Consider the following 24135-nt stretch of genomic DNA (forward strand, 5'->3'; position numbering starts at 1 on the left):
ACACAACGGACCTGTGCACACCATTCGACGTGGAAGCGGCCTTGTGTCGCGATGGGCTGTGCAGCAGCCCCAGGGTTTAGCGGACTACCGCCAACTTGCCGACCAACGGTAACTTGGCCGCGATTGTGAACAGTGGCGCCGTCCAGCGCATCAGCGCCTCGCTGCCCTTGGCCGCCAGCGGCGTGTAATAGCTCCAGCCCAACGCCAGCACCGCCATCAGCAACCCGCCAATGTAGTCATCCTGCCCCCAGTGAGCACCCGCTACCAGGCGCGGCAGCATGAACAGCAGCGCCAGCCCCCAGACCACCAGGTATTGCACCAGGCGGCGGCAGAACACGCTCATGAACAGCGCCCAGATCAGCAACACCGAGGCGTGATCGCCCGGGAAGCTCTTGCTGGAACGGTCCTTGAGCTCCCAGGCCTTCTCCAGGTTGGGGTAGTAGTCACTGAGGTGCACGACGTCGTCGAAGATCATCGACGGGCTCTTGTGTTGCCAGCCGGCTGCATCCACCCACTTGGAAAACAGTGCGCGAATCACCACTAAGAGGAGTAGCGTGACCAGAAAGCCGAAAAATGCCTGGCGAACTTGCGCTGCCTTGAACACCCAGTCACCACGGATGAGCACTGTCAGCAGGATCAGGCCGACGACGATGTCGAACGGGCGCAGGCTGCCGACGGTCCAGATGTAACGCCAGGTGGTGTTGTCGGCGAGGGGCGCATTCAGGCTGTGAAACAGCCACTCGTCGAAAGTCAGGCACAGGATCTGGCCAATGGGCCATAACCAGAAACACAGTAGAGCGATGGGAAGCAGCGTACAGGCTGCCAATGGCCCCAAAGACCACCTTGCTTGGAACAGTGGTCGATTGTCCATAAAATACCTCTATTGCAAACAGGAATCGGAGCGCCTTGTGAGCGCTCTGTCACGGGTTCTCGCAGGTTTCCGATAACCCTTGTAACCATTTTGTCATCATTTTTAGATAGCCAAAACCTATGAGCGATTTGCCTGATACCGATTTCACCCAACGTTTCATCTTCGACGAGCGCGATGTGCGCGGCGAGTGGGTGTCTCTGGATGACAGCTACGCCGCAGTATTGGCGCGCCATGAGTACCCACAGCCGGTCAAGGCATTGCTCGGCGAACTGATGGCCGCCACCGCCTTGCTGGTCGGCGCGATGAAGTTCGATGGCTTGCTGATTTTGCAGGCGCGCTCGGCAGGGCCGATTCCGCTGCTGATGGTGGAATGCTCCGGTGACCGCGAAATTCGCGGCATGGCCCGCTACGAAGCAGAGCAGATCCCGGCGGATGCCAGCCTGTCGCAACTGATGCCCGACGGCCACCTGACCCTGACCATCGACCCGGTCAAGGGCCAGCGCTACCAGGGTACCGTCGACCTCGATGGCGCCAACCTGTCGGAATGCTTCACCAACTACTTCGTCCAGTCGCAGCAGTTGAATACGCGCTTCTGGCTCAACGCCGAAGGCGGCAAGGCCCGTGGCTTGTTGCTGCAGCAGCTGCCGCGTGATCGCCAGCCGGATGATGAAGAGCGTGAGGACAGCTGGCAGCACGTGGTGGCCCTGGCCAAGACCCTCAAGCCCGAAGAGTGGGCCGAAGGCAACGAAACCCTGTTGCACCGCCTGTACCACGAAGATGCCGTGCGCCTGTTCGATATCCAGCCGCTGCGCTTCAATTGCAGCTGTTCGCGCGAGCGCTCCGGCAATGCGTTGGTCAGCCTGGGCGAGCACGATGCCAAGGCGCTGGTAGAAGAGTGCGGTGGGACGGTGGAGATCGATTGCCAGTTCTGCAACGAGCGCTATTTCTTCGATGCCAGCGATGTAGCGCAACTGTTTGCTGGTGGCGGCACTGACGTGGCCTCAGAAACTCGCCACTGAAACGGTTAATCACAGGACAATCTCCTGTCGAATTGCGCAAAAGCGCAGTTCTGACAGGAGGGGCCTACTTTTTTTGGGCGTTTCTGGCATAATCCGGCCACTTTTTTCGCTGTAGTAGTTTTTTCAAGACAACTACAAAACGTTTGGAGCACTCGGCCTCGGGCCGGATGGGGTATCTCATGACGCAAGCCAACAACACCGTGTACACCGACCTGAGCGTCGATGAGCTGGTAAAAGAAGCGCTGCAACGCGGTGAAGGCGTACTAGCCGATACTGGCGCACTGGTCGTAGAGACCGGTCACCGTACTGGCCGTTCGCCGGCTGACCGTTTCATCGTCGAAGAACCTTCCACCCAGGACGCCATTTCCTGGGGCCCGATCAACCGCAAGTTCCCGGCCGACAAGTTCGATGCCCTGTGGGCTCGCGTCGAGGCGTTCAACAACGCCCAGGATCACTTCGTTTCCTATGTTCACGTAGGGGCGGCTGCCGAGCACTACCTGCCAGTGAAGATGACCACCCAGACTGCCTGGCAGAACCTGTTCGGCCGTTGCCTGTTCATCAACCCGGAGCAGTTCAACCCGGCTGGCCGCGACCAGTGGCAGGTCCTGAACGTCGCCAACTTCGTCTGCGAGCCTGAGCGTGACGGCACCAACTCCGACGGTTGCGTGATCATCAACTTCGCCCAGAAGAAGGTGCTGATCGCTGGCATGCGTTACGCCGGTGAAATGAAGAAAGCCATGTTCTCGGTGCAGAACTTCCTGCTGCCGGCTGCCGACGTGCTGCCAATGCACTGCGCGGCCAACATCGGTGAAGAAGGTGATGTGACCCTGTTCTTCGGCCTGTCCGGCACCGGCAAGACCACCCTGTCTGCCGACGAAAGCCGTTACCTGATCGGTGACGACGAGCACGGTTGGGGCGAAGGCGTTGTCTTCAACATGGAAGGTGGCTGCTACGCCAAGTGCATCGACCTGTCCGAGAAGAACGAGCCGGTCATCTGGAAAGCCATCAAGCACGGCGCGGTGCTGGAAAACGTCGTGCTCGACGCCAACAAGCACGCCGACTACACCGATGTCAGCCTGACCCAGAACAGCCGTGCGGCCTACCCGCTGGAGCACGTTGCCAAGCGCTCCGAAGCGAACCTGGGCGGCGAGCCTAACGCAGTCATCTTCCTGACCTGCGACCTGACCGGTGTACTGCCTCCGGTTTCGATCCTGAACAACGAGCAGGCGGCCTACCACTTCCTGTCCGGCTATACCGCGCTGGTCGGTTCGACCGAAATGGGTTCGGGCGGCGGCATCAAGTCGACCTTCTCCACCTGCTTTGGCGCACCGTTCTTCCCGCGCCCGGCTGGCGAGTACGCCGAGCTGCTGATCAAGCGCATCAACGGCTTCAACTCCAAGGTTTACCTGGTCAACACCGGCTGGACCGGTGGTGGCTACGGCGTTGGCAAGCGCTTCAGCATCCCGACCACCCGTGCCGTGATCGCTGCGATCCAGAGCGGCGCGCTGGTCGGTGCCGAAACCGAGCACCTGGACATCATCAACCTGGACGTGCCGAAGGCTGTTCCGGGCGTTGAAACCGAGCTGCTCAACCCGCGCACCAACTGGGCTGACAAAGCTGCCTACGACGAGGCCGCCAAAGGTCTGGCCAAGCTGTTCATCGAAAACTTCAAGAAGTTCGAAGTTTCCGACGCCATCAAGGCCGCTGGTCCACAGCTGTAAGCTGAGCCAGCCGCAACGAGAAAGCCGCCCCCAGGGGCGGCTTTTTTGTTCCTGCAAATCAGCAAGGCCGCTCCCACAGGGGAGCGCAGGCAGCGCAAACCTGGATTTTCTGATTCACTGTCAGCATCAATTGCGAAGACAAGAGCCAGACAGATGACCGAATCCCCTCAGCGCACTGCCTTCTCCCACTTCCACACCGTCCTCACCCGCCCTTCGGACAACGACATCAACGGCCATATCGCCGGGCTACCGTGCATGGCTTTTTCGAAACCGCCATCCAGGCATTTTTCGTCGAACAGGCCGAACTGGACCTGCGTGACGGCGAACTGGCGGCCTTCGTGGTCAGTTCGGCGGCGGACTTCTACGCACTGCCGGGCTTCCCGGACGTGCTGGAGGTGGGGTTGGGAGTGACGCGCCTGGCGGGCAGCACGGTGGAGTACCGCTTGGCGCTTTACCGTCCAGGCGAATCAGAGGCGTGCGCGGCGGGCACGGTGGTGCAGGTGTTCATCGAGCGTGCCAGTGGCCGGCCTGTGGCACTGCCAGAGGCGCTGCAGGCGATCCTGTCCGGCCTTGTACTGGAGCCACAGGCATAAAAAAGCCCCGCCACAAGGGGCGGGGCTTTTGCTGCCGGGGCGAGGCCCTCAGGCATCAGTCGCGCCAGTGGCGCTTGTGCTTGCGGTGGCCGTAATGGTGGCCACGGTCGTAGTGGCGACGGTCGTCGTAGCCGCGACGGTAGCGGCGATCGTCATGACGCTCGTCTTCGTCGGCCTTGTTGCCCATGTAGTTACCCAGTGCGCCACCGGCACCACCGCCGGCTGCCGCGCCAATGTAGCTACCGGTGGTGCCGCCCACCGAGCGACCTACCACGTTACCGCCTGCCGCGCCCAGTGCGCCGCCGATAGCGGCCTCACCGCGCTGGCGCTTGTCCGCGCCCAGGGCACCGCCTGCCGCGCCGCCCAGGCCGGCACCAATGGCGCCGCCGGTGCTACCGCCGATGGAGTTGCCCACCACTGAGCCCAGTACCCCACCCAATGCGCCGCCAATGCCGGCCTCGGTGGTGCCGCCTGCCATGGCAACGCCGCTGAGCAAGCTGAAAGACAACAACAGAATCGAGGAGTACTTCTTCATCAAGAGAGCCTCATAGGGATGACGAGGCGAATTTGAGGCTAAGCGGCCTGGCTGGCAACGGAAATCCGACGAGTAACACGAGTTGTACACAATTCTCTAAGTTACTGTATTTGCTGTGAAACTTTATCGATTTTAGGCTGTCTGAGACCTTTATGACAAAGCCCTGAACCCCAACGGAACAGGGCTTTTTTCGTTTTTACAGGATGCGCCCGTCGTCCCGCGCGCGCTCCAGTTTGATCGCGATGAACTTCGATGTCGGTGTGTGGCTGCCATCGCCAATGCTCTCCAGCGGCACCAGCGGGTTCACCTCGGGGTAATACGCCGCCGCCTGCCCGGCCGGGATGTCGAAAGGCAGCAAGGTAAAGCCTTGCACCCGGCGCACATGCTCATCTCCCCACAGCGAAACGATGTCGACTTTCTGCCCTGGCTGGAAGCCCAGGCGGATGATGTCGGCTTCGTTGGCGAACAGCACCTCACGTTGGCCGCGCACGCCCCGGTAGCGGTCGTCCAGGCCGTAGATGGTGGTGTTGTACTGATCGTGCGAGCGCATGGACTGCATGATCAGGTCCGGCAGTTGGCCACTGGCGCGCACGCGCTCATCGAGTAGCGAATCCGGCAGCAGGTTGGCCTTGAAGTTGGCGCGACCGGTGCTGGTCTTCCATTCGCGACTGGCGGCGCTGTTGCCCAGGTAGAAGCCACCTGGGTGTTGCAGGCGCTGGTTGAAACCGCTGAAGCCGGCGATGGTATCGCCGATCAGATCGCGGATTCGGTCGTAGTCAGCCACCAGCCAGTGCCAGTCCACCGGTTGCTTGCCCAGGGTGGCGGCGGCGATGCCGGCAACGACTGCCGGTTCCGAGCGCATTTGCGTCGACAGCGGCTTCAGCTGGCCGTTGGAGGCGTGCACCATGCTGAACGAGTCCTCCACTGTCACCGCTTGTGGCCCGTCGGCCTGCAGGTCGATGTCGGTACGGCCCAGGCACGGCAGGATCAGCGCCTGCTTGCCATGGACCAGATGGCTGCGGTTGAGCTTGGTGCTGATGTGCACGGTCAGCTCGCAGTTGCGCAATGCCTGGGCGGTGCGCTCGGTGTCTGGCGTGGCTTGGGCGAAGTTGCCACCCAGGCCGATGAATACTTTGGCGCGGCCGTCGAGCATGGCGTGGATGGCTTCGACGGTGTTGTGGCCATTGTGCCGGGGCACGGGGAAGCCAAAGCGCTTTTCGAGGGCGTCAAGCAGGGCCACCGGCGGGCGCTCGTTGATGCCCATGGTACGGTCACCCTGCACGTTGCTGTGGCCGCGCACCGGGCACAGGCCGGCGCCTGGCGCGCCGATGTTGCCGCGCAGCATCTGCAGGTTGACGATTTCCTGGATGGTCGGCACCGAATGGCGGTGCTGGGTGATGCCCATTGCCCAACACATGATCACCCGCTTGCCACGGCAGTACATGCGCGCGGCCAGCTCGATGTCGGCCAGGGTCAGGCCGGACTGCGCCTGGATGTGTTCCCACGGCGTGGCATCCACCACAGCCAGGTACTCGTCGACGCCATGGCCATGCTCGGCAATGAAGGCATGGTCGAACACGGCCGGCTCGCCTTTGGCCTGGGCTTCGCGTTCCCATTGCAGGACGAACTTGGCCATGCCGCGCAGCATCGCCATGTCGCCGCCCAGCGCCGGGCGGAAGAACGCGGTGTTGGTTGGCCGGTCACTGTTGGTCAGCATCTCCAGCGGGTTCTGCGGGTGCTGGAAGCGCTCCAGGCCACGTTCCTTGAGCGGGTTTACGCACACCACCTGGGCGCCACGTTTCACCGCATCACGCAGCGGGTCGAGCATGCGAGGGTGGTTGGTACCGGGGTTCTGGCCCCAGACAAAGATCGCATCGGCATGCTCGAAGTCGTCGAAGGTGACGGTGCCCTTGCCAACCCCGACGCTTTGCCCCAGGGCCACGCCGCTGGCCTCGTGGCACATGTTCGAGCAGTCGGGGAAGTTGTTGGTGCCGTAAGCGCGCACGAACAGTTGGTACAGGTACGCCGCTTCGTTGCTGGCGCGCCCCGAGGTATAGAATTCGGCCTGGTCCGGGTTGACCAGCTTGTTCAGCTCGCGGGCGATCAGGGCGAATGCGGCGTCCCAGCGGATAGGCAGGTAGCGGTCGCTGGGTGCGTCGTAGACCATCGGCTCGGTCAGGCGCCCCTGGTATTCCAGCCAGTAATCGCTCTGCTGCAGCAACGAGGTGACACTGTATCGGGCGAAGAAGGCCGCATCGACACGGCGCTTGGTCGCCTCCCAGTTCACCGCCTTGGCGCCGTTCTCGCAGAACTTGACCATGCCGTTTTCCGGCGAGTCGCCCCAGGCGCAGCCGGGGCAGTCGAAACCGCCGTTCTGGTTGGTTTTGAGCAGGGCGCGAATGTTCTTCAGTGCGTTATCGCTGCCGACCCAGGCCTTGGCCACGCTGCGCAGTGCGCCCCAGCCACCGGCGGGGCCGTGGTAGGGCTTGTAGCGAGGGGTAGAGGCTGGGGCGTTGTCCGGAAGGTGCTGGTACGAGGTCACGGCTGTTACGACTCCGCCGCTGGGCTGTAGACCCGCGGTGCGCTGTGCTTGGGCAAATGGATGAGGTTGAGGTTGTGCTTGCGTGCCCATTGCAGGGCAAGGCCAGTGGGCGCCGACAGGCTGACCAGGGTCTGGATACCGGCGCGCAGCACCTTCTGGATCAGCTCCAGGCTGCAGCGGCTGGTGACGATGGCCAGGCCGCCCTGGCTGTCGATGCCTTGGCGCAGCAAGGCGCCGATCAGCTTGTCGAGGGCGTTGTGCCGACCAATGTCTTCACGGCCGAGCAGCAATTCGCCGTGGCGGTCCATGAACAGTGCCGCATGTACGGCGCCGCAGTGCTGGCCCAGAGGCTGGAAGGCATCGATGCGCTCGCGCAGGCCGGCCAGCCACTGGGCCGGCGGCAGGGGGGCACCCGGCAGCACGGCCAGTTCCGGCAGCGCCTGCTCCAGGGCTTCGACCCCACACAGGCCACAACCACTGGTGCCGGCCAGCTGGCGGCGCTGGTTCTTCAGGTTCCAGAATGCCCGGCTGGAAATTTCCAGGTCGGCATACATCGCCGAGCCGCTGCCCGAGAGCTTGAGGTCGTAGATTTCTGCGGTGCCTTCGACAATCCCGCTGCCGACGCTGAAGCCCACGGCGAAATCTTCCAAATCGGTGGGGCTGACCAGCATCACCGCCTGGTTGAGGCCGTTATAGACGATGGCCAGGGCCACTTCCTCGGCCAGCGGGGTGCTGTCGCGTTTGGCGTCGCTGAGCTGGACGTAATCGTATCTGTTGCTGGCGGCGGGCATGGACAAGGGCGATGAGGCCGCGCAGACCGGAGGCTTGCTGTTCATCGGGGCGCTGAATACCGGCGGCTTTCTGATTGCACAAGCCTAGGCTTGCGTGCCAGCGGCGTCTAATCGCTAGGCTCTATGCCTTGATAGACCGCGTCGATTGGCCGCATGGGGCGAGAGTGGCAAAGCTGGCCTAGACTCCTGTGTCCGAGGTTTCGTCAACAAGGAGAGCGCAATGAGCCTGTTCAGTTTCGTGAAGGAAGCCGGCGAGAAGTTGATCGACCTGCTGACCCCTGGCAACGCCAATGCCGAAGAGCAGCTTAAGAAACACGTGGAAAGTGTCGGCCTGGGCAACCCGAACATCACCGCCACTGTAGAGGGAGACAAGATCATCCTCAAGGGAGAAGTGGCCAGCCAGGAAGAGAAGGAGAAGATCATTCTCGCAGCCGGCAACATCAATGGTGTGGCCAGTGTCGATGACCAGATCACCGTGACCGGGCCGGTGGTGAAGGCGGCCAGGTTTGTTACGGTGAAGAAGGGCGACACGCTGTCGGCCATCTCTGTGGTGGTTTACGGCAATGCCAGCCAGTACAACAAGATCTTCGAGGCCAACAAGCCGATGCTCACGCACCCGGACAAGATTTATCCGGGGCAGGTGCTGCGTATTCCCGACTGATCTCTAAAGCCTGTAGCGGCCTCTTCGCGGGCGCGCCCGCGAACGGGGCCTCACAGGCCTACCAATAACTCCCGATAATCCTCGACCGCTGCAAATTCCTCGGTATCACGCGGCTGCGCCTTGCTATCGGGCTGCCGCACCGCCAGCAGGTGCCCCACACCAAAGCGCCGCGCACTGCGCAGAATCGCCAGCGTGTCATCGATGAACAGGCTGCGCCCCGGTTCGAAGCCGATATCCGCCTGCAAGGCATCCCAGAACTGCGGGCTTTCCTTCGGGTAGCCATAGTCGTGGGAGCTGATCAGCCGCTCGAAGTACGGCGCCAGTTCTACACGCTCCAGCTTCAGCGACAGTGAATCACGGTGGGCATTGGTGATCATCACCACTCGCTTGCCCGCCTGGCGAATCGCAGCCAGGAAGGTATCGGCATCCGGGCGCAGGGCAATTAGGTCGGCAATTTCCCGCTTCAGCTCGCGAATGGGCAGGCGCAGCTCGCGGCTCCAGAAATCCAGGCAATACCAGTTCAAGGTGCCGGAATTGCGTTCGAACAGCGGTTGCAGCTCCATTTCCGCCATGGCGCGGCTTACCCCGTGCAGCTCGGCATAGCGCTGGGGCAGGTGGTCCAGCCAGAAGCGGTTGTCGTAATGCAGGTCGAGCAGGGTGCCGTCCATGTCCAGCAGGACGGTATCGATGGCGGACCAGGGAAGAACAGGCATGGGAAACTCTCGATCAGTCGGCAAGCCACGGTATAGTAACCCGTTCACGCCAAGGAGCCGCCCCATGCGCCAGAAACCCACCGTACTCAGCCGCGAAATCGTCGCCAGTAGCCGCCTGTTTCGCGTCGAAGCCGTGCAATTGCGCTTCAGCAATGGCAACGAGCGCACTTACGAGCGCCTGGTCGGCCGGGGGAATGGCTACGGTGCGGTGATGATCGTGGCCATGCTCGACGCCGAGCATGCCGTGCTGGTGGAAGAATACTGCGGCGGCACCGATGAATATGAGTTGTCGTTGCCCAAGGGCTTGATCGAGCCTGGCGAAGACGTGCTGGCGGCCGCCGACCGGGAGCTCAAGGAAGAAGCCGGTTTTGGCGCACGCCAGCTGGAGCACCTGACCGAGCTGTCGTTGTCGCCGGGCTACATGAGCCAGAAGATCCAGGTGGTGCTGGCCAGCGAGCTGTATGAAGAGCGCCTGGAAGGCGACGAGCCGGAGCCGATGCGGGTCGACAAGGTCAACTTGCGTGAGCTTTCGGCCTTGGCCATGCACCCGCAGTTCACCGAGGGGCGCGCCCTGGCGGCGCTTTACCTGGCCCGTGACCTGTTGATTCAGCGGGGTTTGCTGGAGCTATGAACGACCTGCAACTGATGCACGAAGTGGTCAAGCTGGCACTGACGGCAGGCGAGGCGATCCTGCCGTTCTGGCGCGCCGATGTGGCGGTGACCAACAAGGCCGACGATTCGCCGGTTACCGTTGCCGACCTGGCGGCGCACCGGGTGATTGCCGATGGCCTGTTGGCGCTGGCGCCGCACATACCGGTGCTGTCCGAAGAGGATTGCAATATTCCCCTGGCCGAGCGTCAGGGCTGGGGCCGCTGGTGGCTGGTCGACCCGCTGGATGGCACCAAGGAGTTCATCGCCGGCAGCGAAGAGTTCACGGTCAACATCGCCCTGATCGAAAACGGCCAGGTGGTGTTCGGCGTGGTGTCGATGCCGACCAACGGGCGCTGCTATTTCGGTGGTCGCGGCCTGGGTGCCTGGCGGGCCGACGCGGGTGAGGCTGCCAAGGCGATTCAGGTGCGTAACGCGCCTCCTGCAGGTGAGTGTTTCACCGTGGTTGCCAGCCGCCGGCACTCCAGCCCGGAGCAGGAAGCGCTGCTGGCCGGGCTGGGTGCTGCGGTGGGGGAGCTGGAACTGGCCAACGTTGGCAGCTCGTTGAAGTTCTGCCTGTTGGCTGAGGGTAGCGCCGATTGCTATCCGCGCCTGGCGCCGACTTCGCAGTGGGACACTGCGGCGGCGCAGGGTGTGGTGGAAGGGGCCGGGGGCGAGGTCATCGGGCTGGATGGGTTGCCGTTCCGGTATCCACCGCGCGAGTCGTTGCTTAACCCGTATTTCCTGGCGTTGCCGGCAAATGCTGCCTGGCGCCAGGCGTTCCTTAACCTGATCTGACGGGGTTTTGCTGTGGGAGCCTTTGGATTTTGCGCAAGGCTGTTGGGCTAGCGGTGCAGAACGTACTGGCCGCTGAAGGTAACGGCAGGCTCGTCACTGCCGGCATTGCTTACCGTGGTCTCCAGCGTCAACCGCGCCCGCCCGCGCCGTTGGTACATGTTCAGGAATCGCTCCCAGGTCTTCTCGTCCGGCGCTGCACAACGCGCCACCGCCGTGCCGGTAACTGGCAGTGGATAACTGATCTGCCCCTCCTGAATGACGATATGCCCGTCATCGATCCCCAGCGCTCGCAGGCGCAAGTGCAACCAGCCCCACCCCACCAGCACCGCTGCGCAGTACAGGCTGCCGCCGAACATGGTGCTTTTGTGATTGACGTTGGCCGCCAGCGGCAGCTGCAGGCGCAGGGTGTGCTGCTGCCAATCGATCACTTCCAGGCCCATTTCGCGGGTCAGGGGGATGTCGCTGTGCAGTACGGACTGCAGATACTGGCTATCGGTGCTCATTAACGATTGTCCTCTTGTTCGTCATGCCCGCCACTGCCTCCGTCGAAGTTCAAGCCATGCTTGCGCAGTTTGTCGTGCAGGGTTTTGCGGGGGATGCCCAGCGCCTCGGCCAAGCTGCGCATGGAGCTGTGTGGCTGGGCCAGTTCGGCAGCGATCAGCGAGCGTTCGAACTGCTCCACCTGCTCGCTGAGGTTGCCGCTCAGCAATGGTGCTGCGGGTGCTGCTGCCGGAGGTGCCTGGCCATCCAGGGCCAGTTCCAGGCCAAGGGCGAAGCGCTCGGCGGCGTTCTGCAGTTCGCGCACATTACCCGGCCAGTCGTGACGCAGCAGCAGGGCACGTTGTGCTGGCTGCAGCGCGTGCGGTGACAGGCCATGTCGCTGGCTGGCGGCATCGGCGAAATGCTGGAACAACACCAGAATGTCATCGCCGCGTTCGCGCAGCGGCGGAATACGCAGCGGTGCGACGTTAAGGCGGTAATACAAGTCGGCGCGGAAGCGCCCCTGGTCTGCGGCCTGACGCAGGTCTTCCTTGGTGGCAGCGATGATGCGGATATCCAGCGGGATAAGCTGGTTGCCGCCCAGGCGTTCGACCACCCGCTCTTGCAGCATGCGCAGCAGTTTCACCTGAACATCCAGGCTCATGCTCTCGATTTCATCGAGAAACAGCGTGCCGCCGTTGGCAAATTCGAACTTGCCGATGCGCCGCTTCTGCGCGCCGGTGAACGCGCCGGGCTCATGGCCGAACAGCTCGCTTTCGACCACCGACTCGGCCAGTGCCCCCGCGTTGATCGCCACGAACGGGCCGTCGCGGCGGCTGGAAAGGTCGTGCAGGGCACGGGCCACCACCTCTTTGCCTGCGCCGGTTTCGCCCAAAATCAGCACATCGGCACGGTGCCGGCCAAGGCGCCGATCTGCTCGCGCAGGCGCTGCATGGCCGGTGAATGGCCCACCAGGCGGGTGGCCAGCTGCTGACGGTCGCTTAGCGCCAGGCGCAGGCTGCGGTTGTCCAGCACCAGGCGGCGCAGGGCCAGGGCGCGGCGCACGCTGTCGAGCAGGGCGTCCGTGGCAAACGGCTTTTCCAGGAAGTCATAAGCCCCGGCGCGCATTGCCTGCACTGCCAGCGGCACATCGCCATGGCCGGTAATCAGCAGCACCGGTAGCTCGCTGTCGCGGCTGTGCAGTTGTTCCAGCAACTGCAAGCCATCGATACCGGGCATGCGGATGTCGCTGACCACCACGCCCGGCCAGTCGGCCTCGATTCGCTCGGCCAGGCCTTGGGCATCGGCCAAGGCGACTACCTTGAGCCCTGCCAGGTCCAGGGTCTGGCTCAAGGCCTGGCGCAGGTGGGGGTCATCGTCGACCAGGATGACCTGGGCTCGGCTGTCGATCAGTGTCTCGGTGGTCATGCCGAGGGGTCCTCCGAATTGGGCAAAGTAGCGCCAGGCGCGGCCACACGCAGCTGCAGGGTCAGCAGTGCGCCACCTTCCGGGTGGTTGGCCAGCAGCAGTTCACCACCCAGGGCGCGCATCAGGCTTTCGCAGATGGCCAGGCCAAGGCCCAAGCCCTGGGTACGGGTCTTGGTGGTGAAGAACGGCTCCTTGGCGTGCTCCAGGGCCTGGCGGCTGAAACCGGGGCCGTTGTCGCGGATGTACAGGTAGACGCAGCCATCACGTTGCTCGGCACTTAGCCACAGGCGGCGCGGGTTGGCCTTTTCGGTCAGGGCATCGAGGGCATTGGCCAGCAGGTTGCCCAGCACCTGGCGCAGGCGGGTTTCGCCGGCCTGTACCCACAAAGTGGCTTCAGGCAGGTCGCGGATCAGCTCTACGGCCATTGCCCGGCGGCGTTTGGCCAGCAGCGCCAGGGCATCGTCCAGGGCCGGCTGCAGGGCCACGCTTTCCGGGGCGTGGCGGTCGCGGCGGGCGAAGGCGCGCAGGTGGGCGATGATCGAGGCCATGCGCCCGGTCAGCTCGCCGATCAGCTTGAGGTTGCCGCGTGCGTCTTCGGTGCGTTGGTGGTCGAGTAGGATCTCGGCGTTTTCCGCGTAGCTGCGAATGGCCGCCAGCGGCTGGTTCAGCTCATGGCTGATGCTGGCCGACATGGTGCCCAGTACCGACAGCTTGCCGGCCTGCACCAGTTCGTCCTGGGCGCGCACGGCTTCCTGCTGAGCGTTCTCGCGTTCCAGCACGGCGCTTTTCAGGCGGGTGTTCAGGCCTTCGAGGTCGGCGGTACGTTCGGCTACACGTTTTTCCAGCTCTTGGCGGCCACGGGCCTCGAAGTCGATGCGGTCGATGTAATGGCGCCGCCGCTGCATCACCAGCCCGGCCAGCAGCATTACCACCAGCAAGGTGCCGGCGCCGATTGCCATCACCGTCTGTACCGAGCGGTCGACCAGTGTGCGTGGGGCAAGGATGCTCACTTGCCAGCCGGTTTCCTTGATGTCGCGGGTTTGGGAGATCCAGGCGTCCGGGCTGAGTACCAGCGGTTGCGGGGCCTGGGTCGGGTAGGGCTGGATGGCGATGATGGCCTGGCGCTCGGCCTCGCTCAGCACACGGGTGGCACGAAAGCGCCAGTCGGGCCGCGAGGTGAGGATGACCACGCCATTGTGATCGGTCAGCAACAACTGCTCAGGGGTACGACCCCACAGGGTTTCGGTGTGATCCAGGTCGACCTTGACCACCAGCACGCCCACGGTCCGCTCACGGTCCCGTACTGCTGCGGCGAAAAAGTAGCCGCGTTTGGCCGACGTGGTGCCCTGGCCGAAGAAACGGCCCAGATGCCCGGCCATGGCCTCGTTGAAGTAGGGACGGAAGGCGAAATTGCGGCCGACGAAGCTGTCGTGCTTGTCCCAATTGGAGGCGGCCAGGGTGTTGCCGCTGACGTCCATCAGGTACATCACCTCGGCACCGGTCTGCTGGACAATGTCTTTGAGCAGGCGGTTGGCGTTGGTCACCGCTTCCAGGCGGAACGGGTCGGCCAACACGCCACGCAATGCCGGCAGGTCGCCGAGGATTTGCGGGAGGGTCTCGTAGCGGTGCAGGGTGCCGAGCAGGTTGGCGACATACAGGTCGAGGGTCTGGCGGTTCTGCGAGGCCAGCTCTTGCTGGTAGTAGCGTTCGGCCAGATGGTGCAACGGCCACAGTAACGGTGCCAGGCACAGGGCCAGCAAGGCCAGGCTGCGCCAGCGGGGACGGCGTGGGGGCGTGGGTTTTGCGATCATCACGTATAGGCGCCAGAAAAGTCTGGCGCAATTATGCGCTAGTTAAGGGAGCAGTTCCGCCTCTGCCAGTGGCAGGCCGACCTTGTCCTTGTCCGACAGTACCGGTGGCTGCCGTAGCCCCCAGTCGATGCCCAGTTGCGGGTCGTCCCAGCGGATGCAGCGGTCGGCGCCGGGGTTGTAGTAGTCGGTGGTCTTGTAGAGGAATTCGGCCGATTCGCTCATCACCGCAAAACCGTGGGCAAAACCGGGTGGAATCCACAGTTGGCGGTGGTTGTCGGCCGACAGGTGCACGGCAACCCATTGGCCAAAGGTTGGCGAGCTTTTGCGCACATCCACGGCAATATCGCGGATCTCGCCATGCACCACGCGCACCAGTTTGCCCTGGGTGTTTGCCACCTGGTAGTGCAGCCCACGCAGCACGCCCTTGATGGAGCGCGAGTGGTTATCCTGGACGAATTCCACGTTCACGCCGGTTTGCCGTGCGAACTCACGGGCGTTGAATGCCTCGAAGAAAAAACCACGGCTGTCACCGAACACTTTCGGTTCGATGATCAGTACTTCAGGGATTGCGGTAGGGATGATGTTCATAGCGGCTCGCTGGCCCGTTGCTCACGTATTGACCCTAGTCGTCCTTGTCGGAATTTTCCGTGTGTAGCTGTAACAGGATGCATAGGGTGTGGCTATGGTAGACGGCAGGCTGCTCCTTTCACCAGGCTAAGGTTAGCTTGTGCCGATTGTTATCGATTTAAATGCGCCGAACGGCCCCGGAATTTCTACCGGATCGGCTTTAAATATCGATATATATCGGTTATAAATTGGCAAACGCCCCAGCGCACTCCGGCTTAGGGCCATCACAGAGGTCACCCATGAAAACCCTCAATTCCACACCCCGTGCCGATGGTTTCCACATGCCCGCCGAGTGGGCCCCGCAGACCCAGGTGTGGATGGTCTGGCCAGAGCGCCCGGACAACTGGCGCCTCGGCGGCAAGCCGGCGCAGGCCGCCCACGTAACCCTGGCCAAGGCCATTGCCCGCTTCGAGCCTGTAACCGTCGCGGCCTCCGCCGGCCAGTACGAAAACGCCCGTCGCCAGCTCGACCAGCCGAACATTCGTGTGGTCGAAATCAGCAACGACGACGCCTGGGTGCGTGACACCGGCCCAACCTTCGTCATCAACGACCATGGCGAAGTGCGCGGTGTGGATTGGGGCTTCAATGCCTGGGGCGGCTTCGATGGCGGCCTGTACGCGCCGTGGAACCGCGACGAGGAGCTGGCCGCCAAGGTGCTGGAAATGGAGCGCTGCCAGCGCTATCAGACCGAAGGTTTCGTGCTTGAAGGTGGTTCGATCCACGTGGACGGTGAAGGCACCGTGATCACCACCGAGGAATGCCTGCTCAATCGCAACCGCAACCCGCACATGAACCGCGAGCAGATCGAAGCGGTGCTGCGCGATCAGCTGGCGGTGGACACCGTGGTTTGGTTGCCGGATGGCTTGTTCAACGACGAAACCGACGGCCATGTGGACAATTTCTGCTGTTACGTGCGCCCGGGCGAAGTGTTACTGGCCTGGACCGATGATTCCAACGACCCCAACTATGCGCGCTGCCACGCGGCCATGGAGGTGTTGAAGAACACTCGCGACGCCAAGGGCCGTGAGTTCATCGTGCACAAGATGCCGATTCCGGGCCCACTGTTCGCCACCGCCGAAGAGTGCGCCGGTGTCGACCAGGTGGCCGGCAGCCAGGAGCGTGACCCGTCGGTGCGCCTGGCCGGTTCGTACGTGAACTTCCTGATCGTCAACGGTGGCATCATCGCGCCAAGCTTCGACGACCCTGCAGACGCCGAAGCCAGAGCGATCCTGGCGAAGATCTTCCCCGACCATGAGGTGGTGATGATCCCGGGCCGCGAGTTGCTCTTGGGTGGCGGCAATATCCACTGCCTGACCCAGCAGCAGCCGGCGCCGGTCAAGCGCTGAGCGTGAAGTGAATGAAGAGGCCCGTCGTGTGACGGGCCTTTTTTTTGGGGCGACGTCCGGGGCCTGGACTGGCATATGTTTTGTATTGTTTTTCAAATAGATAGCTTGGCCAGGCCGGGGTATCTGATCTGTAACAATACTTACGTAAATTAGCCGCTCACGGGCCAGGGAGTACGTGTGGACATGAACGTAGCAAGTGAGTCGGCTTTGCGCCCATCGGCAGTGAATCACCAATCGCTCAGGGTTGTGGCGAAGTGGTTGAAACACCATGGAAGCATCAGGGTCAGGACGACCGACCCACGACGTCTGCTTGCCGGGCGATACCCCCAGGGGCTGATCAGCGAAGCAGAAATGCAGGCGCTGATGGCGGTGTGGCACTGATCGAATCGGTTCTACCTGCACCGGCCTCTTCGCGGACATGCCCGCGAAGAGGCCGGTGCAGTCAACCAAGATCAGAAGCTGTAGCTACCCGTCACCACCAGGCTACGCGGGTCCCCTACCTGAATCTGCGCCGCACTGGTCGCTGAGCTGTAGTAGGTCTTGTCGGCAATGTTGCTCAGCGCCGCCCGTACATCCCAGTCATGGGTGCGGTACCCCGCCAATGCATCCCAACGGCCATACCCCGGCAATACCGTGGTGTTCTGGTTGTCCGCATAACGTTTACCCACCAACGTCAGGCCGGTTTCAGCGTACCAGCCCAGCTCTGGCTTCCAGGTCACGAACAAGCTGCCGTTGCGCTTGGCCACGTCATTGATGCGGTTGCCTTCCTGGCCGTTGTTGTCCTTGACGATGATGGCGTCCTGCAGGCCGATGCCGCCGCGTACATACCAGTTGCCAACGATATTGCCGGTGGCGGTCAGCTCGATGCCGCGCGAACGCTGCAGACCGCTGAGCAAAATGTTTTCCGGGATCAGCGGGTCGCGGGTGCGGCGGTTGTACAGCTCCAGCTCGTAAATGGCCAAGGTGGTGGTCAGGCGCTGGTCGAGCCAGTCGCTCTTCACGCCGATTTCCTTTTGACGGGTTTCTTCCGGCTTGGCGTCGTTGCCGTTGCCCGGCGCATCTGGAGTGATGCCGATCAGGCCGCCGCCCACCGGCGAAAAGGTCTTGCTCCACGAAGCGTAGAACGAATGGTCGCGCCACGGCGTGTAGACCACGCCCAGGCGCGGGCTGGTGCTGTTGCTGTCCTGTGGTTCGCGCACGCCATCCTTGTTGGTGGTTTGCACATCGAATTGGTCGAAGCGTACCCCAGCAAGGATCTGCCACTGATCGTTCAGGCGGATCTGGTCCTGCAGGTAAAGGCCACGGCTATCGACCACGGTGTGGTTGTCACTCGACACCGTCATAGGGCCATTGTGCTGCTGGCTGCGGTCGGGGTTGTTCAGGTCCAGGCCTGGAACCGCCTGGCCACCCTTCGCAACAGGCAAGGCGGTGTACAGCAGAGGGTCACGCCGCTGGTTACCGAACTCCAGGCCTACAAGCAGCTTGTGTTCCAACCCCAGGGTGTCGAAGTCGCCCTCGGCCTCCAGGTTATTGAACAGGTTGCGGGTGTTGAGGTCCTGCTGCCAACGCTGGCGGGTCACGGTGTTGGTGCCGGCGTTGTAGCCGACGACATAGGTGTTGTCGAACTCACTGTCGAGCTTGAACAGGCCCAGGGTATGGCGCAGCTGCCAGGTTTCGTTCAGCTGGTAGTTCAGGCGTGAGCGCAGGGACTGGGCGTGATCATCGATATAGTCGCGCGGGTCACCGTAGGTGGTGCCGCGGCTCACGTCGGCCGGGCGGCCGTTGACCCGGGGATACCCCGGTCGGGTGTGCGGTTGTAACGGCTGTATTCGTATTGCACCAGCCAGTTCAGGTCGGGGTTGATCTGCCAGCTGATCGACGGGGCGAACAGTTGGCGGCTGCCGTGAACACCATCGCGGAAGCTGTTGTTGTCCTGGTTGCCCATGTTCAGGCGCAGGCTGACGGTGTCGCTGGGGTCGGCGCTGAGGTCGGCATACAGGCTGCGCAGGTCTTCACTGCCGGCCTGCGCTTCGAGGGTCGAGCGTCGGCCCGGCTCCGGTGCCTTGCTGACCCGGTTGACGATACCGCCCTGGCTGCCACGGCCGTATAGCACCGCCGCAGGCCCCTTCAGTACCTCGACCCGCTCGATGTTGTGCAGGTCGCGGATGTACTGGCTGTCGTCACGAATGCCGTCCAGGTAAAAGTCGTTGCTGGCCTCGAAGCCGCGGATGCGCACACTGTCGAAGCGGGTATCGGCGCCGCTGCTGACGTTGGGGATGCCCTCCAGCGCCTTGCCCAAGGTGTTGCTGCCGTAATCCAGCACGTTGACGGTCTTCACCGTGTCGATGGCCTGGGGGACATAGCGCACCGGCGTCGAGGTGCGGGTGGCGGTGCTTACCTCCTTGACCCGTGGGTTGTCCTTCTCGCGCTCGCTGTCGGCGGTAATCGACGACTCTGGCAGCGTGGTGGTGGCGGCACTCGCCAGGTCGACGCTGAACAGCAGCGACAGGCCAAGCGTCAGGGGTGAAAGGCGGCAGGGTACAAGCATGGGCACATCCGGACCGGGCAGGTGAAAAGAAAGGCGCGAATGGTAATGCTTGCTATTTACTCTTGCTTGGGTATTTGTAAAGGCTTGTCTTTACATATGTGTCTGTTTGTAACATCCCTGATCGCAGCGACTTTGCCTGTTGGGGCAACCTTGTGCTGTGAAAACGGCTCCACGGGAAGTTGTCCGTGCGATCAAAAGGCTTTTTCCCACACAAGATAAAATGCCCGCTGATAGCGCAAACCTGTATGGAAATGCACCAGGCTCACCGGTGATTTTGGTTATATCAACCTGCATTTCACGATTTTTTGACATTTGTAATCGCACACGGCTAGGATTCGGCCAACGCCTGCTGGCCATGATCTTGGCCAAGCTGCTGCCAAGGGCCGCCGTGTATTACCGGTTGGCCCGCCCGGCTGGATCCGCATAGCGTCGAACCTACGAAGGGGCGTTGGTTCCTGGCGTCATATTGCAGAGCGTTTTTGATTAAGAAATAAGGAAAACAACATGTTGAAAACCAGGATCAGCCTGGTCGCCTTGGCGATGATCGCCGCGACCCAGGCACAGGCCAATGAACAGGCCGACAGCAAGGGCTTCATCGAGGACAGCCACGCCAACGTCCTCCTGCGCAACGCCTACATCAACCGTGACAAGAAGCACGGCACCGACGACCAGATCGAATGGGGCCAGGCGTTCATCGCCAACTTCTCCTCCGGCTTCACCCAAGGCACCGTCGGCGTCGGTGTCGACGCATTCGGCCTGTACGCGGTGCGCCTCGATGGCGGCAAAGGCCACAACGGTGGCGGCGGCGTCGACTTCTTCAAACCGCACGAAACCACCAACGCCGAAGGCAACGCCAGCTCGCCGCACAACCTGGCCCGTGGTGGTGCTGCAGTGAAATTCCGCATCTCCAACACCGTGCTGAAATACGGTGACCAGATGCCAGCACTGCCTGTGCTGCAGTACGACGATGCACGTCTGCTGCCAGAAAGCTTCACCGGTACCCTGATCACTTCCAAAGAAATCCAGGGCCTGGAACTGAACGCCGGTCGTTTCACCCAGGAAGCGCGCAAGAGCGCAGAGGGGCGTGATAGCGGTGGCCTGAAGTCGATCAACGTCTTCGGTGGTAGCTACAAGTTCACCGACAACTTCACCGCTTCGCTGTACACCGCCGACAACGAAGACGTGATGAAGAAGCACTACCTGGGCTTGAACTACGTCTTCCCGATCGCCAGCGACCAGTCCCTGACCCTGGACTTCAACGGCTACAAGTCGGACATCGACCACAAGTACGTACAAGCCGCTGGCCTGAACGGCGACTCCAACACCATCTGGAGCCTGGCCGCCACCTACGCGTACGGTGCCCACTCGTTCACCCTCGCTCACCAGCGCAGCACCGGCAGCACTGGCTACAACTACGGCTTCTACCAGAACGCCGGTGGCGTGGGTGACGGTGGTTCGACCATCTACCTGGCCAACTCGTACTGGTCCGACTTCAATGCCGAAGACGAGCGCTCCTGGCAGCTGGGCTACGGCCTGGACTTCGGTGCCTACGGCATTCCGGGCCTGACCTACAAGCTGGCCTACGTGGTGGGTGACAACATCAACACCCGCAACGTTGCCAACCCGCAGGGCTTTGGCGAAGGTAAAGAGCGCGAGATCTTCAACCAGATCCGTTACGTGGTGCAGGACGGCCCGGCCAAGGACCTGTCCATCAAGCTGCGTAGCTCGTTCGTGCGTACCAACAACGCCGTGCAGCAGAACGGTTACAACGACGACGGCAACGAAGTCCGCGTATTCGTCGAGTACCCGATCAGCATCTTCTGATGCTGATGTGATGTACCCAACAGCCCTGGCCTATGCCGGGGCTGTTTCTTTTCGGCGCAAGGTTACTGCCGGAGCCGGTGTTGCATCTGTGGTTTCCGGTGCAAAACTGTCGCTACGCGCCATCCGCCACATCCGTGCATAAAACTCGCTTTCGATCGAGCCGCTGAGCAATTCGCCCGGCTTGAGGAAGGTGTGCAAGTCTGAAAACAACCCGATCTCGCTGGGGCTGATACGCCGTGCCAGGTGCTTGGGCTTGAGCTCCGAAGGGTGCTCCAGGCCCGCGGCAGCCAGCATCTCGGCCAGGGTGTGCAGGGTGTTGCGGTGGAAGCTGGCCACCCGCTCGGCCTTGTCCGGCACTACCAGGGCGCGCTGGCGCAGTGGGTCTTGCGTGGCCACGCCGGTCGGGCACTTGTTGGTATGGCAGCTTTGCGACTGAATGCAGCCAATGGCGAACATGAAGCCGCGTGCCGAGTTGACCCAGTCAGCGCCGATGGCCAACACGCTGGCAATGTCGAAGGCGCTGACGATCTTGCCTGCTGCGCCGATGCGAATGCTCGAGCGCAGGTTCAGGCCAACCAGGGTGTTGTGCACGAACATCAGGCCTTCGCGCATCGGCACGCCCATGTTGTCGCTGAATTCGCGTGGTGCCGCGCCGGTACCGCCTTCCTTACCATCGACGACGATGAAGTCCGGGGTGATGCCGGTGGCGAGCATGGCCTTGGCAATGCCCATGAACTCCCACGGGTGGCCCAGGCAGAACTTGAAGCCTACAGGTTTGCCGCCCGACAGCTTGCGCAGGCTGGCCACGAACTGCAGCAACTCGACTGGTGTGCGGAAGGCGCTGTGCGCTGCCGGCGAGATGCAGTCCTCACCTGCGCGCACGCCGCGGGTCTGGGCAATTTCAGGGCTGACCTTGTGCCCCGGCAAAATGCCGCCGTGGCCTGGTTTGGCGCCCTGGCTGAGCTTGATTTCAATCATCCTCACCTGTGGCGATTTGGCCTGTTCGGCGAAGCGCTGTGGGTCGAAGCGACCGTCCTCGGTGCGGCAGCCGAAGTAGCCGCTGCCGATTTCCCAGATCAGGTCGCCACCGTGTTCACGGTGGTACGGGCTGATGCTGCCTTCGCCAGTGTCATGGGCAAACCGGCCCATGCGTGCGCCGCGGTTGAGCGCGGCGATGGCATTGGCACTGAGGGCACCGAAGCTCATGGCCGAAATGTTGAAGATCGAGGCCGAATAGGGCAGACGGCATTGCGGCCCGCCAATGGCAATGCGAAACGATGCCGGGTCTGGGGTAGCCACCGGCAGCATCGAATGGCTGATGAACTCGAAACCGGGCTTGTAGGCATCGTTCAGAGTGCCGAAGGCTTTCTCGGCACTTTCGTTCTTGGCCCGTGCGTAGACCAGCGAGCGTTGCGACCGGGAAAACGGCAGCTTGTCGTCGTCACCCTCGATCAGGTACTGGCGGATTTCCGGACGGATAGTTTCGATCAGGTAGCGGATATTGCCGAGGATCGGGTAGTTGCGGCGTACCGCGTGGTGACTTTGTCGCAGGTCGTTCAGGCCGACCAGGCTAAGCAATGCGGTGATCAGCGTTACTGGCCACAGCCAGGCATGTTGGGCGAGCAGCGGTAGGCTGGCGAAGCTGAAGACAAGGCAGAGCGCGAGGCAGGCGTAGCGGCTGGGCAGAGAGTGTTTCATGGGTCCATCGCAGGCAGGATGACCGGGCATAGGATAGGCAAAGGCGGGGCAGGGAAAACCTGGGGAATTGGTAAAAGACTATTACCTGATTGCGTATGCCAGAGCGCTCGCCGTCAGATGGGGAGCAGTATGCTGACCCGCAACCCACCGCCCTCACGGTTCGACAGCATCAGCTCACCGCCATGGCTGGTTGCAATCCGCTGGGCAATGCTCAACCCCAGCCCATACCCTCCCGAGGCCTGGTTACGCGAGCCTTCGCCGCGCACGAACGGGTCGGTAATGGTCGTCAGCAGCGCGGGCGCGATCCCCGGCCCACGGTCGTCGATATGGATGAATACCCCTGTGCTCGCTCGCTCCAGCGTGACCGAAATGTCTTGGGCATAGCGCAACGCATTCACCAACAAATTTTGCAGGCAACGCTGCAACAGCAAGGCATCCACCCGCACGCTGCCTGCCTGGCCGTGTACTGGCAGTGGTTCCTCGGCGCAGGCCAGGTCCGCACACTGGCGCGCCACCAGCCGGTCCAGGTCCACCTGCTGCAAATTCTGCTGCTCCCCCGCACGCAGGTAATCGAGGACCTGGCCGATCATGTCGTCCATCTGTGTGATGTTCTGCCGCAGGCGTTGGCGGTGTTCGTCGTCGGGCAGGCGCTCCAGGCGCAGGCGCATTCGGGTCAGTGGTGTGCGCAGGTCGTGTGATACGGCAGCCAGGAAGTAGGCTTTGTCGTTGACCATGGCTATCAGCCGCTGCTGCATGGCGTTGAACGCTTGCGCCGCCTGACGCACTTCCTCCGGGCCATCCAGCGCCAAGGGCGGTTGCTCGAGGTTAGCGCCCAGGCCGCGTGCGGCATCGGCCAGGCGACGCAGCGGGCGCAGGCACAGGCGCACGGCAATCAGGCACACCAGCAATACCGCGACAATCCGCAGGGCGTACACCCGCAACAGGTAGTCGCTGATCAGCACCCAAGCCGACTCGCCGCTCCAACCCTGCAGTTCCTGGCCATCGACGGTCAGCCAGTGACCATCGGCCAACGGCACCGCGAACTGGATATGCGCCTGGGCCGTGCGCAGGCCGAACAAGCTGCGCCAGACGATCGGCTGGCCCAGTTCATCGGTCAGTTGCACCTTCATCAGGCGCACGTCCTGGGCATGCCCCAGCTCGTACTTGAGGGCCTGCTGCAGCAACAGCTCGATGCGCCTGCGCCCGCGGCGCTCGTCATGCTCCGGCGTGGGCAGGCTTTCGGCGCAGCGTAGCTGGTAATGGGCTGGTGGCTGCAGCATGCCGCCGTGGCAGTCGGCCTGGGCAATCAGTGGAGCGCTGCGCGCAGCGACCAGCCGCACAGGCGCCTCGAGCACCTGGGCGAAACGCACATCGAACCAGATGCTGCTCGACATCAACTGAATCACCAGCGTGCCGCTGACCATGATCAGCAGCAACTGACCAAACAAGGTGCGTGGCCACAGCCGGCGAAGCCAGCGCAT

18 protein-coding genes and 3 pseudogenes are annotated in these 24135 nt (G+C 62.6%); 9 read left to right on the forward strand and 12 right to left on the reverse strand.

Going from position 1 to position 24135, the window contains the following annotated elements; translation table 11 throughout:
- Nucleotides 1-76 precede the first annotated feature (76 nt).
- A complete protein-coding gene (locus tag AB5975_11315; GenBank protein ID XDR22338.1) occupies nucleotides 77-871 on the reverse strand; it encodes a phosphatase PAP2 family protein in 795 nt (264 codons plus the stop codon).
- Between the two features lie 119 nt (nucleotides 872-990).
- Between AB5975_11315 and hslO the strand changes: the two genes are divergently transcribed.
- From hslO to AB5975_11330, 3 genes and pseudogenes are all read left to right on the forward strand, one after another.
- On the forward strand, nucleotides 991-1890 hold the full coding sequence (gene hslO, locus AB5975_11320; protein XDR22339.1) for an Hsp33 family molecular chaperone HslO: 900 nt from the start codon (nucleotides 991-993) through the stop codon (nucleotides 1888-1890).
- Between the two features lie 179 nt (nucleotides 1891-2069).
- Nucleotides 2070-3611: a phosphoenolpyruvate carboxykinase gene (locus tag AB5975_11325; GenBank protein ID XDR22340.1), complete on the forward strand. Its 1542-nt coding sequence runs from the start codon at nucleotides 2070-2072 to the stop codon at nucleotides 3609-3611.
- 153 nt (nucleotides 3612-3764) lie between these two features.
- Nucleotides 3765-4204: pseudogene (locus tag AB5975_11330) on the forward strand (acyl-CoA thioesterase).
- A 55-nt stretch (nucleotides 4205-4259) separates the two neighbouring features.
- On the opposite strand, the gene AB5975_11335 reads toward AB5975_11330, so the two are convergent.
- The 3 genes from AB5975_11335 to fdhD form a co-directional block, all read right to left on the reverse strand.
- The gene (locus tag AB5975_11335) at nucleotides 4260-4739 is read right to left on the reverse strand and encodes a glycine zipper domain-containing protein (protein XDR22341.1); all 480 of its coding nucleotides are present in this window, start codon (nucleotides 4737-4739) and stop codon (nucleotides 4260-4262) included.
- 196 nt (nucleotides 4740-4935) lie between these two features.
- The gene (locus AB5975_11340) at nucleotides 4936-7281 is read right to left on the reverse strand and encodes an FdhF/YdeP family oxidoreductase (GenBank protein ID XDR22342.1); all 2346 of its coding nucleotides are present in this window, start codon (nucleotides 7279-7281) and stop codon (nucleotides 4936-4938) included.
- 5 nt (nucleotides 7282-7286) lie between these two features.
- Nucleotides 7287-8072 (reverse strand): formate dehydrogenase accessory sulfurtransferase FdhD, encoded by a 786-nt coding sequence (gene fdhD / locus AB5975_11345; protein XDR22343.1) that lies wholly within the window; start codon nucleotides 8070-8072, stop codon nucleotides 7287-7289.
- Between the two features lie 220 nt (nucleotides 8073-8292).
- On the opposite strand from fdhD, the gene lysM reads away from it, so the two are divergent.
- Nucleotides 8293-8733, forward strand: a complete 441-nt coding sequence (gene lysM / locus AB5975_11350) for a peptidoglycan-binding protein LysM (protein ID XDR22344.1) — start codon at nucleotides 8293-8295, stop codon at nucleotides 8731-8733.
- 50 nt (nucleotides 8734-8783) lie between these two features.
- On the opposite strand, the gene yrfG is transcribed toward lysM, so the two are convergent.
- Nucleotides 8784-9446 carry a GMP/IMP nucleotidase gene (gene yrfG, locus AB5975_11355; protein XDR22345.1) on the reverse strand — a complete coding sequence of 221 codons (663 nt, stop codon included), beginning with the start codon at nucleotides 9444-9446 and terminating at the stop codon, nucleotides 8784-8786.
- Between the two features lie 64 nt (nucleotides 9447-9510).
- Between yrfG and nudE the strand changes: the two genes are divergently transcribed.
- Both nudE and cysQ read left to right on the forward strand, forming a co-directional pair.
- Nucleotides 9511-10077 (forward strand): ADP compounds hydrolase NudE, encoded by a 567-nt coding sequence (gene nudE, locus AB5975_11360; GenBank protein XDR22346.1) that lies wholly within the window; start codon nucleotides 9511-9513, stop codon nucleotides 10075-10077.
- Entirely contained in the window at nucleotides 10074-10892 is an 819-nt protein-coding gene (cysQ, locus tag AB5975_11365; protein ID XDR22347.1) for a 3'(2'),5'-bisphosphate nucleotidase CysQ, read from the forward strand. Before nudE ends, cysQ begins: the two co-directional genes overlap by 4 nt.
- A gap of 47 nt (nucleotides 10893-10939) precedes the next feature.
- On the opposite strand, the gene AB5975_11370 is transcribed toward cysQ, so the two are convergent.
- The 4 genes and pseudogenes from AB5975_11370 to rfbC all read right to left on the reverse strand — a co-directional run bounded on the left by AB5975_11370 (nucleotide 10940) and on the right by rfbC (nucleotide 15199).
- Nucleotides 10940-11395, reverse strand: coding sequence for a YiiD C-terminal domain-containing protein (locus AB5975_11370; GenBank protein ID XDR22348.1), 456 nt, complete (start codon nucleotides 11393-11395; stop codon nucleotides 10940-10942).
- Nucleotides 11395-12800: pseudogene (locus AB5975_11375) on the reverse strand (sigma-54-dependent transcriptional regulator). Before AB5975_11375 ends, AB5975_11370 begins: the two are co-directional and overlap by 1 nt.
- A complete protein-coding gene (locus tag AB5975_11380) occupies nucleotides 12797-14611 on the reverse strand; it encodes an ATP-binding protein (GenBank protein XDR22349.1) in 1815 nt (604 codons plus the stop codon). Before AB5975_11380 ends, AB5975_11375 begins: the two are co-directional and overlap by 4 nt.
- Nucleotides 14612-14653: 42 nt before the next feature.
- Nucleotides 14654-15199, reverse strand: coding sequence for a dTDP-4-dehydrorhamnose 3,5-epimerase (rfbC, locus tag AB5975_11385; GenBank protein XDR22350.1), 546 nt, complete (start codon nucleotides 15197-15199; stop codon nucleotides 14654-14656).
- Between the two features lie 278 nt (nucleotides 15200-15477).
- On the opposite strand from rfbC, the gene aguA reads away from it, so the two are divergent.
- Nucleotides 15478-16584, forward strand: coding sequence for an agmatine deiminase (gene aguA, locus AB5975_11390; GenBank protein ID XDR22351.1), 1107 nt, complete (start codon nucleotides 15478-15480; stop codon nucleotides 16582-16584).
- A gap of 183 nt (nucleotides 16585-16767) precedes the next feature.
- Nucleotides 16768-16965: a hypothetical protein gene (locus AB5975_11395; GenBank protein ID XDR22960.1), complete on the forward strand. Its 198-nt coding sequence runs from the start codon at nucleotides 16768-16770 to the stop codon at nucleotides 16963-16965.
- Nucleotides 16966-17036: 71 nt separating this feature from the next.
- Here AB5975_11395 and AB5975_11400 read toward each other — a convergent pair.
- A pseudogene (locus tag AB5975_11400) lies at nucleotides 17037-19132 on the reverse strand (TonB-dependent receptor).
- 504 nt (nucleotides 19133-19636) lie between these two features.
- Here AB5975_11400 and AB5975_11405 point away from each other — a divergent pair.
- Nucleotides 19637-20956 (forward strand): OprD family porin, encoded by a 1320-nt coding sequence (locus tag AB5975_11405; protein ID XDR22352.1) that lies wholly within the window; start codon nucleotides 19637-19639, stop codon nucleotides 20954-20956.
- A gap of 30 nt (nucleotides 20957-20986) precedes the next feature.
- On the opposite strand, the gene AB5975_11410 is transcribed toward AB5975_11405, so the two are convergent.
- Together AB5975_11410 and AB5975_11415 are read right to left on the reverse strand one after the other, a co-directional pair.
- The gene (locus AB5975_11410; protein XDR22353.1) at nucleotides 20987-22654 is read right to left on the reverse strand and encodes an FMN-binding glutamate synthase family protein; all 1668 of its coding nucleotides are present in this window, start codon (nucleotides 22652-22654) and stop codon (nucleotides 20987-20989) included.
- A gap of 113 nt (nucleotides 22655-22767) precedes the next feature.
- The gene (locus AB5975_11415) at nucleotides 22768-24135 is read right to left on the reverse strand and encodes an ATP-binding protein (GenBank protein XDR22354.1); all 1368 of its coding nucleotides are present in this window, start codon (nucleotides 24133-24135) and stop codon (nucleotides 22768-22770) included.

The sequence above is a fragment of the Pseudomonas putida genome, from assembly GCA_041071465.1.
Lineage (GTDB): Bacteria > Pseudomonadota > Gammaproteobacteria > Pseudomonadales > Pseudomonadaceae > Aquipseudomonas > Aquipseudomonas putida_P.

What these genes read in the sequence shown, in the direction of transcription:
- rfbC (XDR22350.1), bottom strand. Translation starts at nt 15,199, where the DNA reads ATGAACATCATCCCTACCGCAATCCCTGAAGTACTGATCATCGAACCG.
- AB5975_11335 (XDR22341.1), bottom strand. Translation starts at nt 4,739, where the DNA reads ATGAAGAAGTACTCCTCGATTCTGTTGTTGTCTTTCAGCTTGCTCAGC.
- AB5975_11370 (XDR22348.1), bottom strand. Translation starts at nt 11,395, where the DNA reads ATGAGCACCGATAGCCAGTATCTGCAGTCCGTACTGCACAGCGACATC.
- AB5975_11410 (XDR22353.1), bottom strand. Translation starts at nt 22,654, where the DNA reads ATGAAACACTCTCTGCCCAGCCGCTACGCCTGCCTCGCGCTCTGCCTT.
- lysM (XDR22344.1), top strand. Translation starts at nt 8,293, where the DNA reads ATGAGCCTGTTCAGTTTCGTGAAGGAAGCCGGCGAGAAGTTGATCGAC.
- hslO (XDR22339.1), top strand. Translation starts at nt 991, where the DNA reads ATGAGCGATTTGCCTGATACCGATTTCACCCAACGTTTCATCTTCGAC.
- yrfG (XDR22345.1), bottom strand. Translation starts at nt 9,446, where the DNA reads ATGCCTGTTCTTCCCTGGTCCGCCATCGATACCGTCCTGCTGGACATG.
- cysQ (XDR22347.1), top strand. Translation starts at nt 10,074, where the DNA reads ATGAACGACCTGCAACTGATGCACGAAGTGGTCAAGCTGGCACTGACG.
- AB5975_11380 (XDR22349.1), bottom strand. Translation starts at nt 14,611, where the DNA reads ATGATCGCAAAACCCACGCCCCCACGCCGTCCCCGCTGGCGCAGCCTG.
- AB5975_11405 (XDR22352.1), top strand. Translation starts at nt 19,637, where the DNA reads ATGTTGAAAACCAGGATCAGCCTGGTCGCCTTGGCGATGATCGCCGCG.
- AB5975_11395 (XDR22960.1), top strand. Translation starts at nt 16,768, where the DNA reads ATGAACGTAGCAAGTGAGTCGGCTTTGCGCCCATCGGCAGTGAATCAC.
- AB5975_11325 (XDR22340.1), top strand. Translation starts at nt 2,070, where the DNA reads ATGACGCAAGCCAACAACACCGTGTACACCGACCTGAGCGTCGATGAG.
- nudE (XDR22346.1), top strand. Translation starts at nt 9,511, where the DNA reads ATGCGCCAGAAACCCACCGTACTCAGCCGCGAAATCGTCGCCAGTAGC.
- fdhD (XDR22343.1), bottom strand. Translation starts at nt 8,072, where the DNA reads ATGCCCGCCGCCAGCAACAGATACGATTACGTCCAGCTCAGCGACGCC.
- aguA (XDR22351.1), top strand. Translation starts at nt 15,478, where the DNA reads ATGAAAACCCTCAATTCCACACCCCGTGCCGATGGTTTCCACATGCCC.
- AB5975_11415 (XDR22354.1), bottom strand. Translation starts at nt 24,135, where the DNA reads ATGCGCTGGCTTCGCCGGCTGTGGCCACGCACCTTGTTTGGTCAGTTG.
- AB5975_11315 (XDR22338.1), bottom strand. Translation starts at nt 871, where the DNA reads ATGGACAATCGACCACTGTTCCAAGCAAGGTGGTCTTTGGGGCCATTG.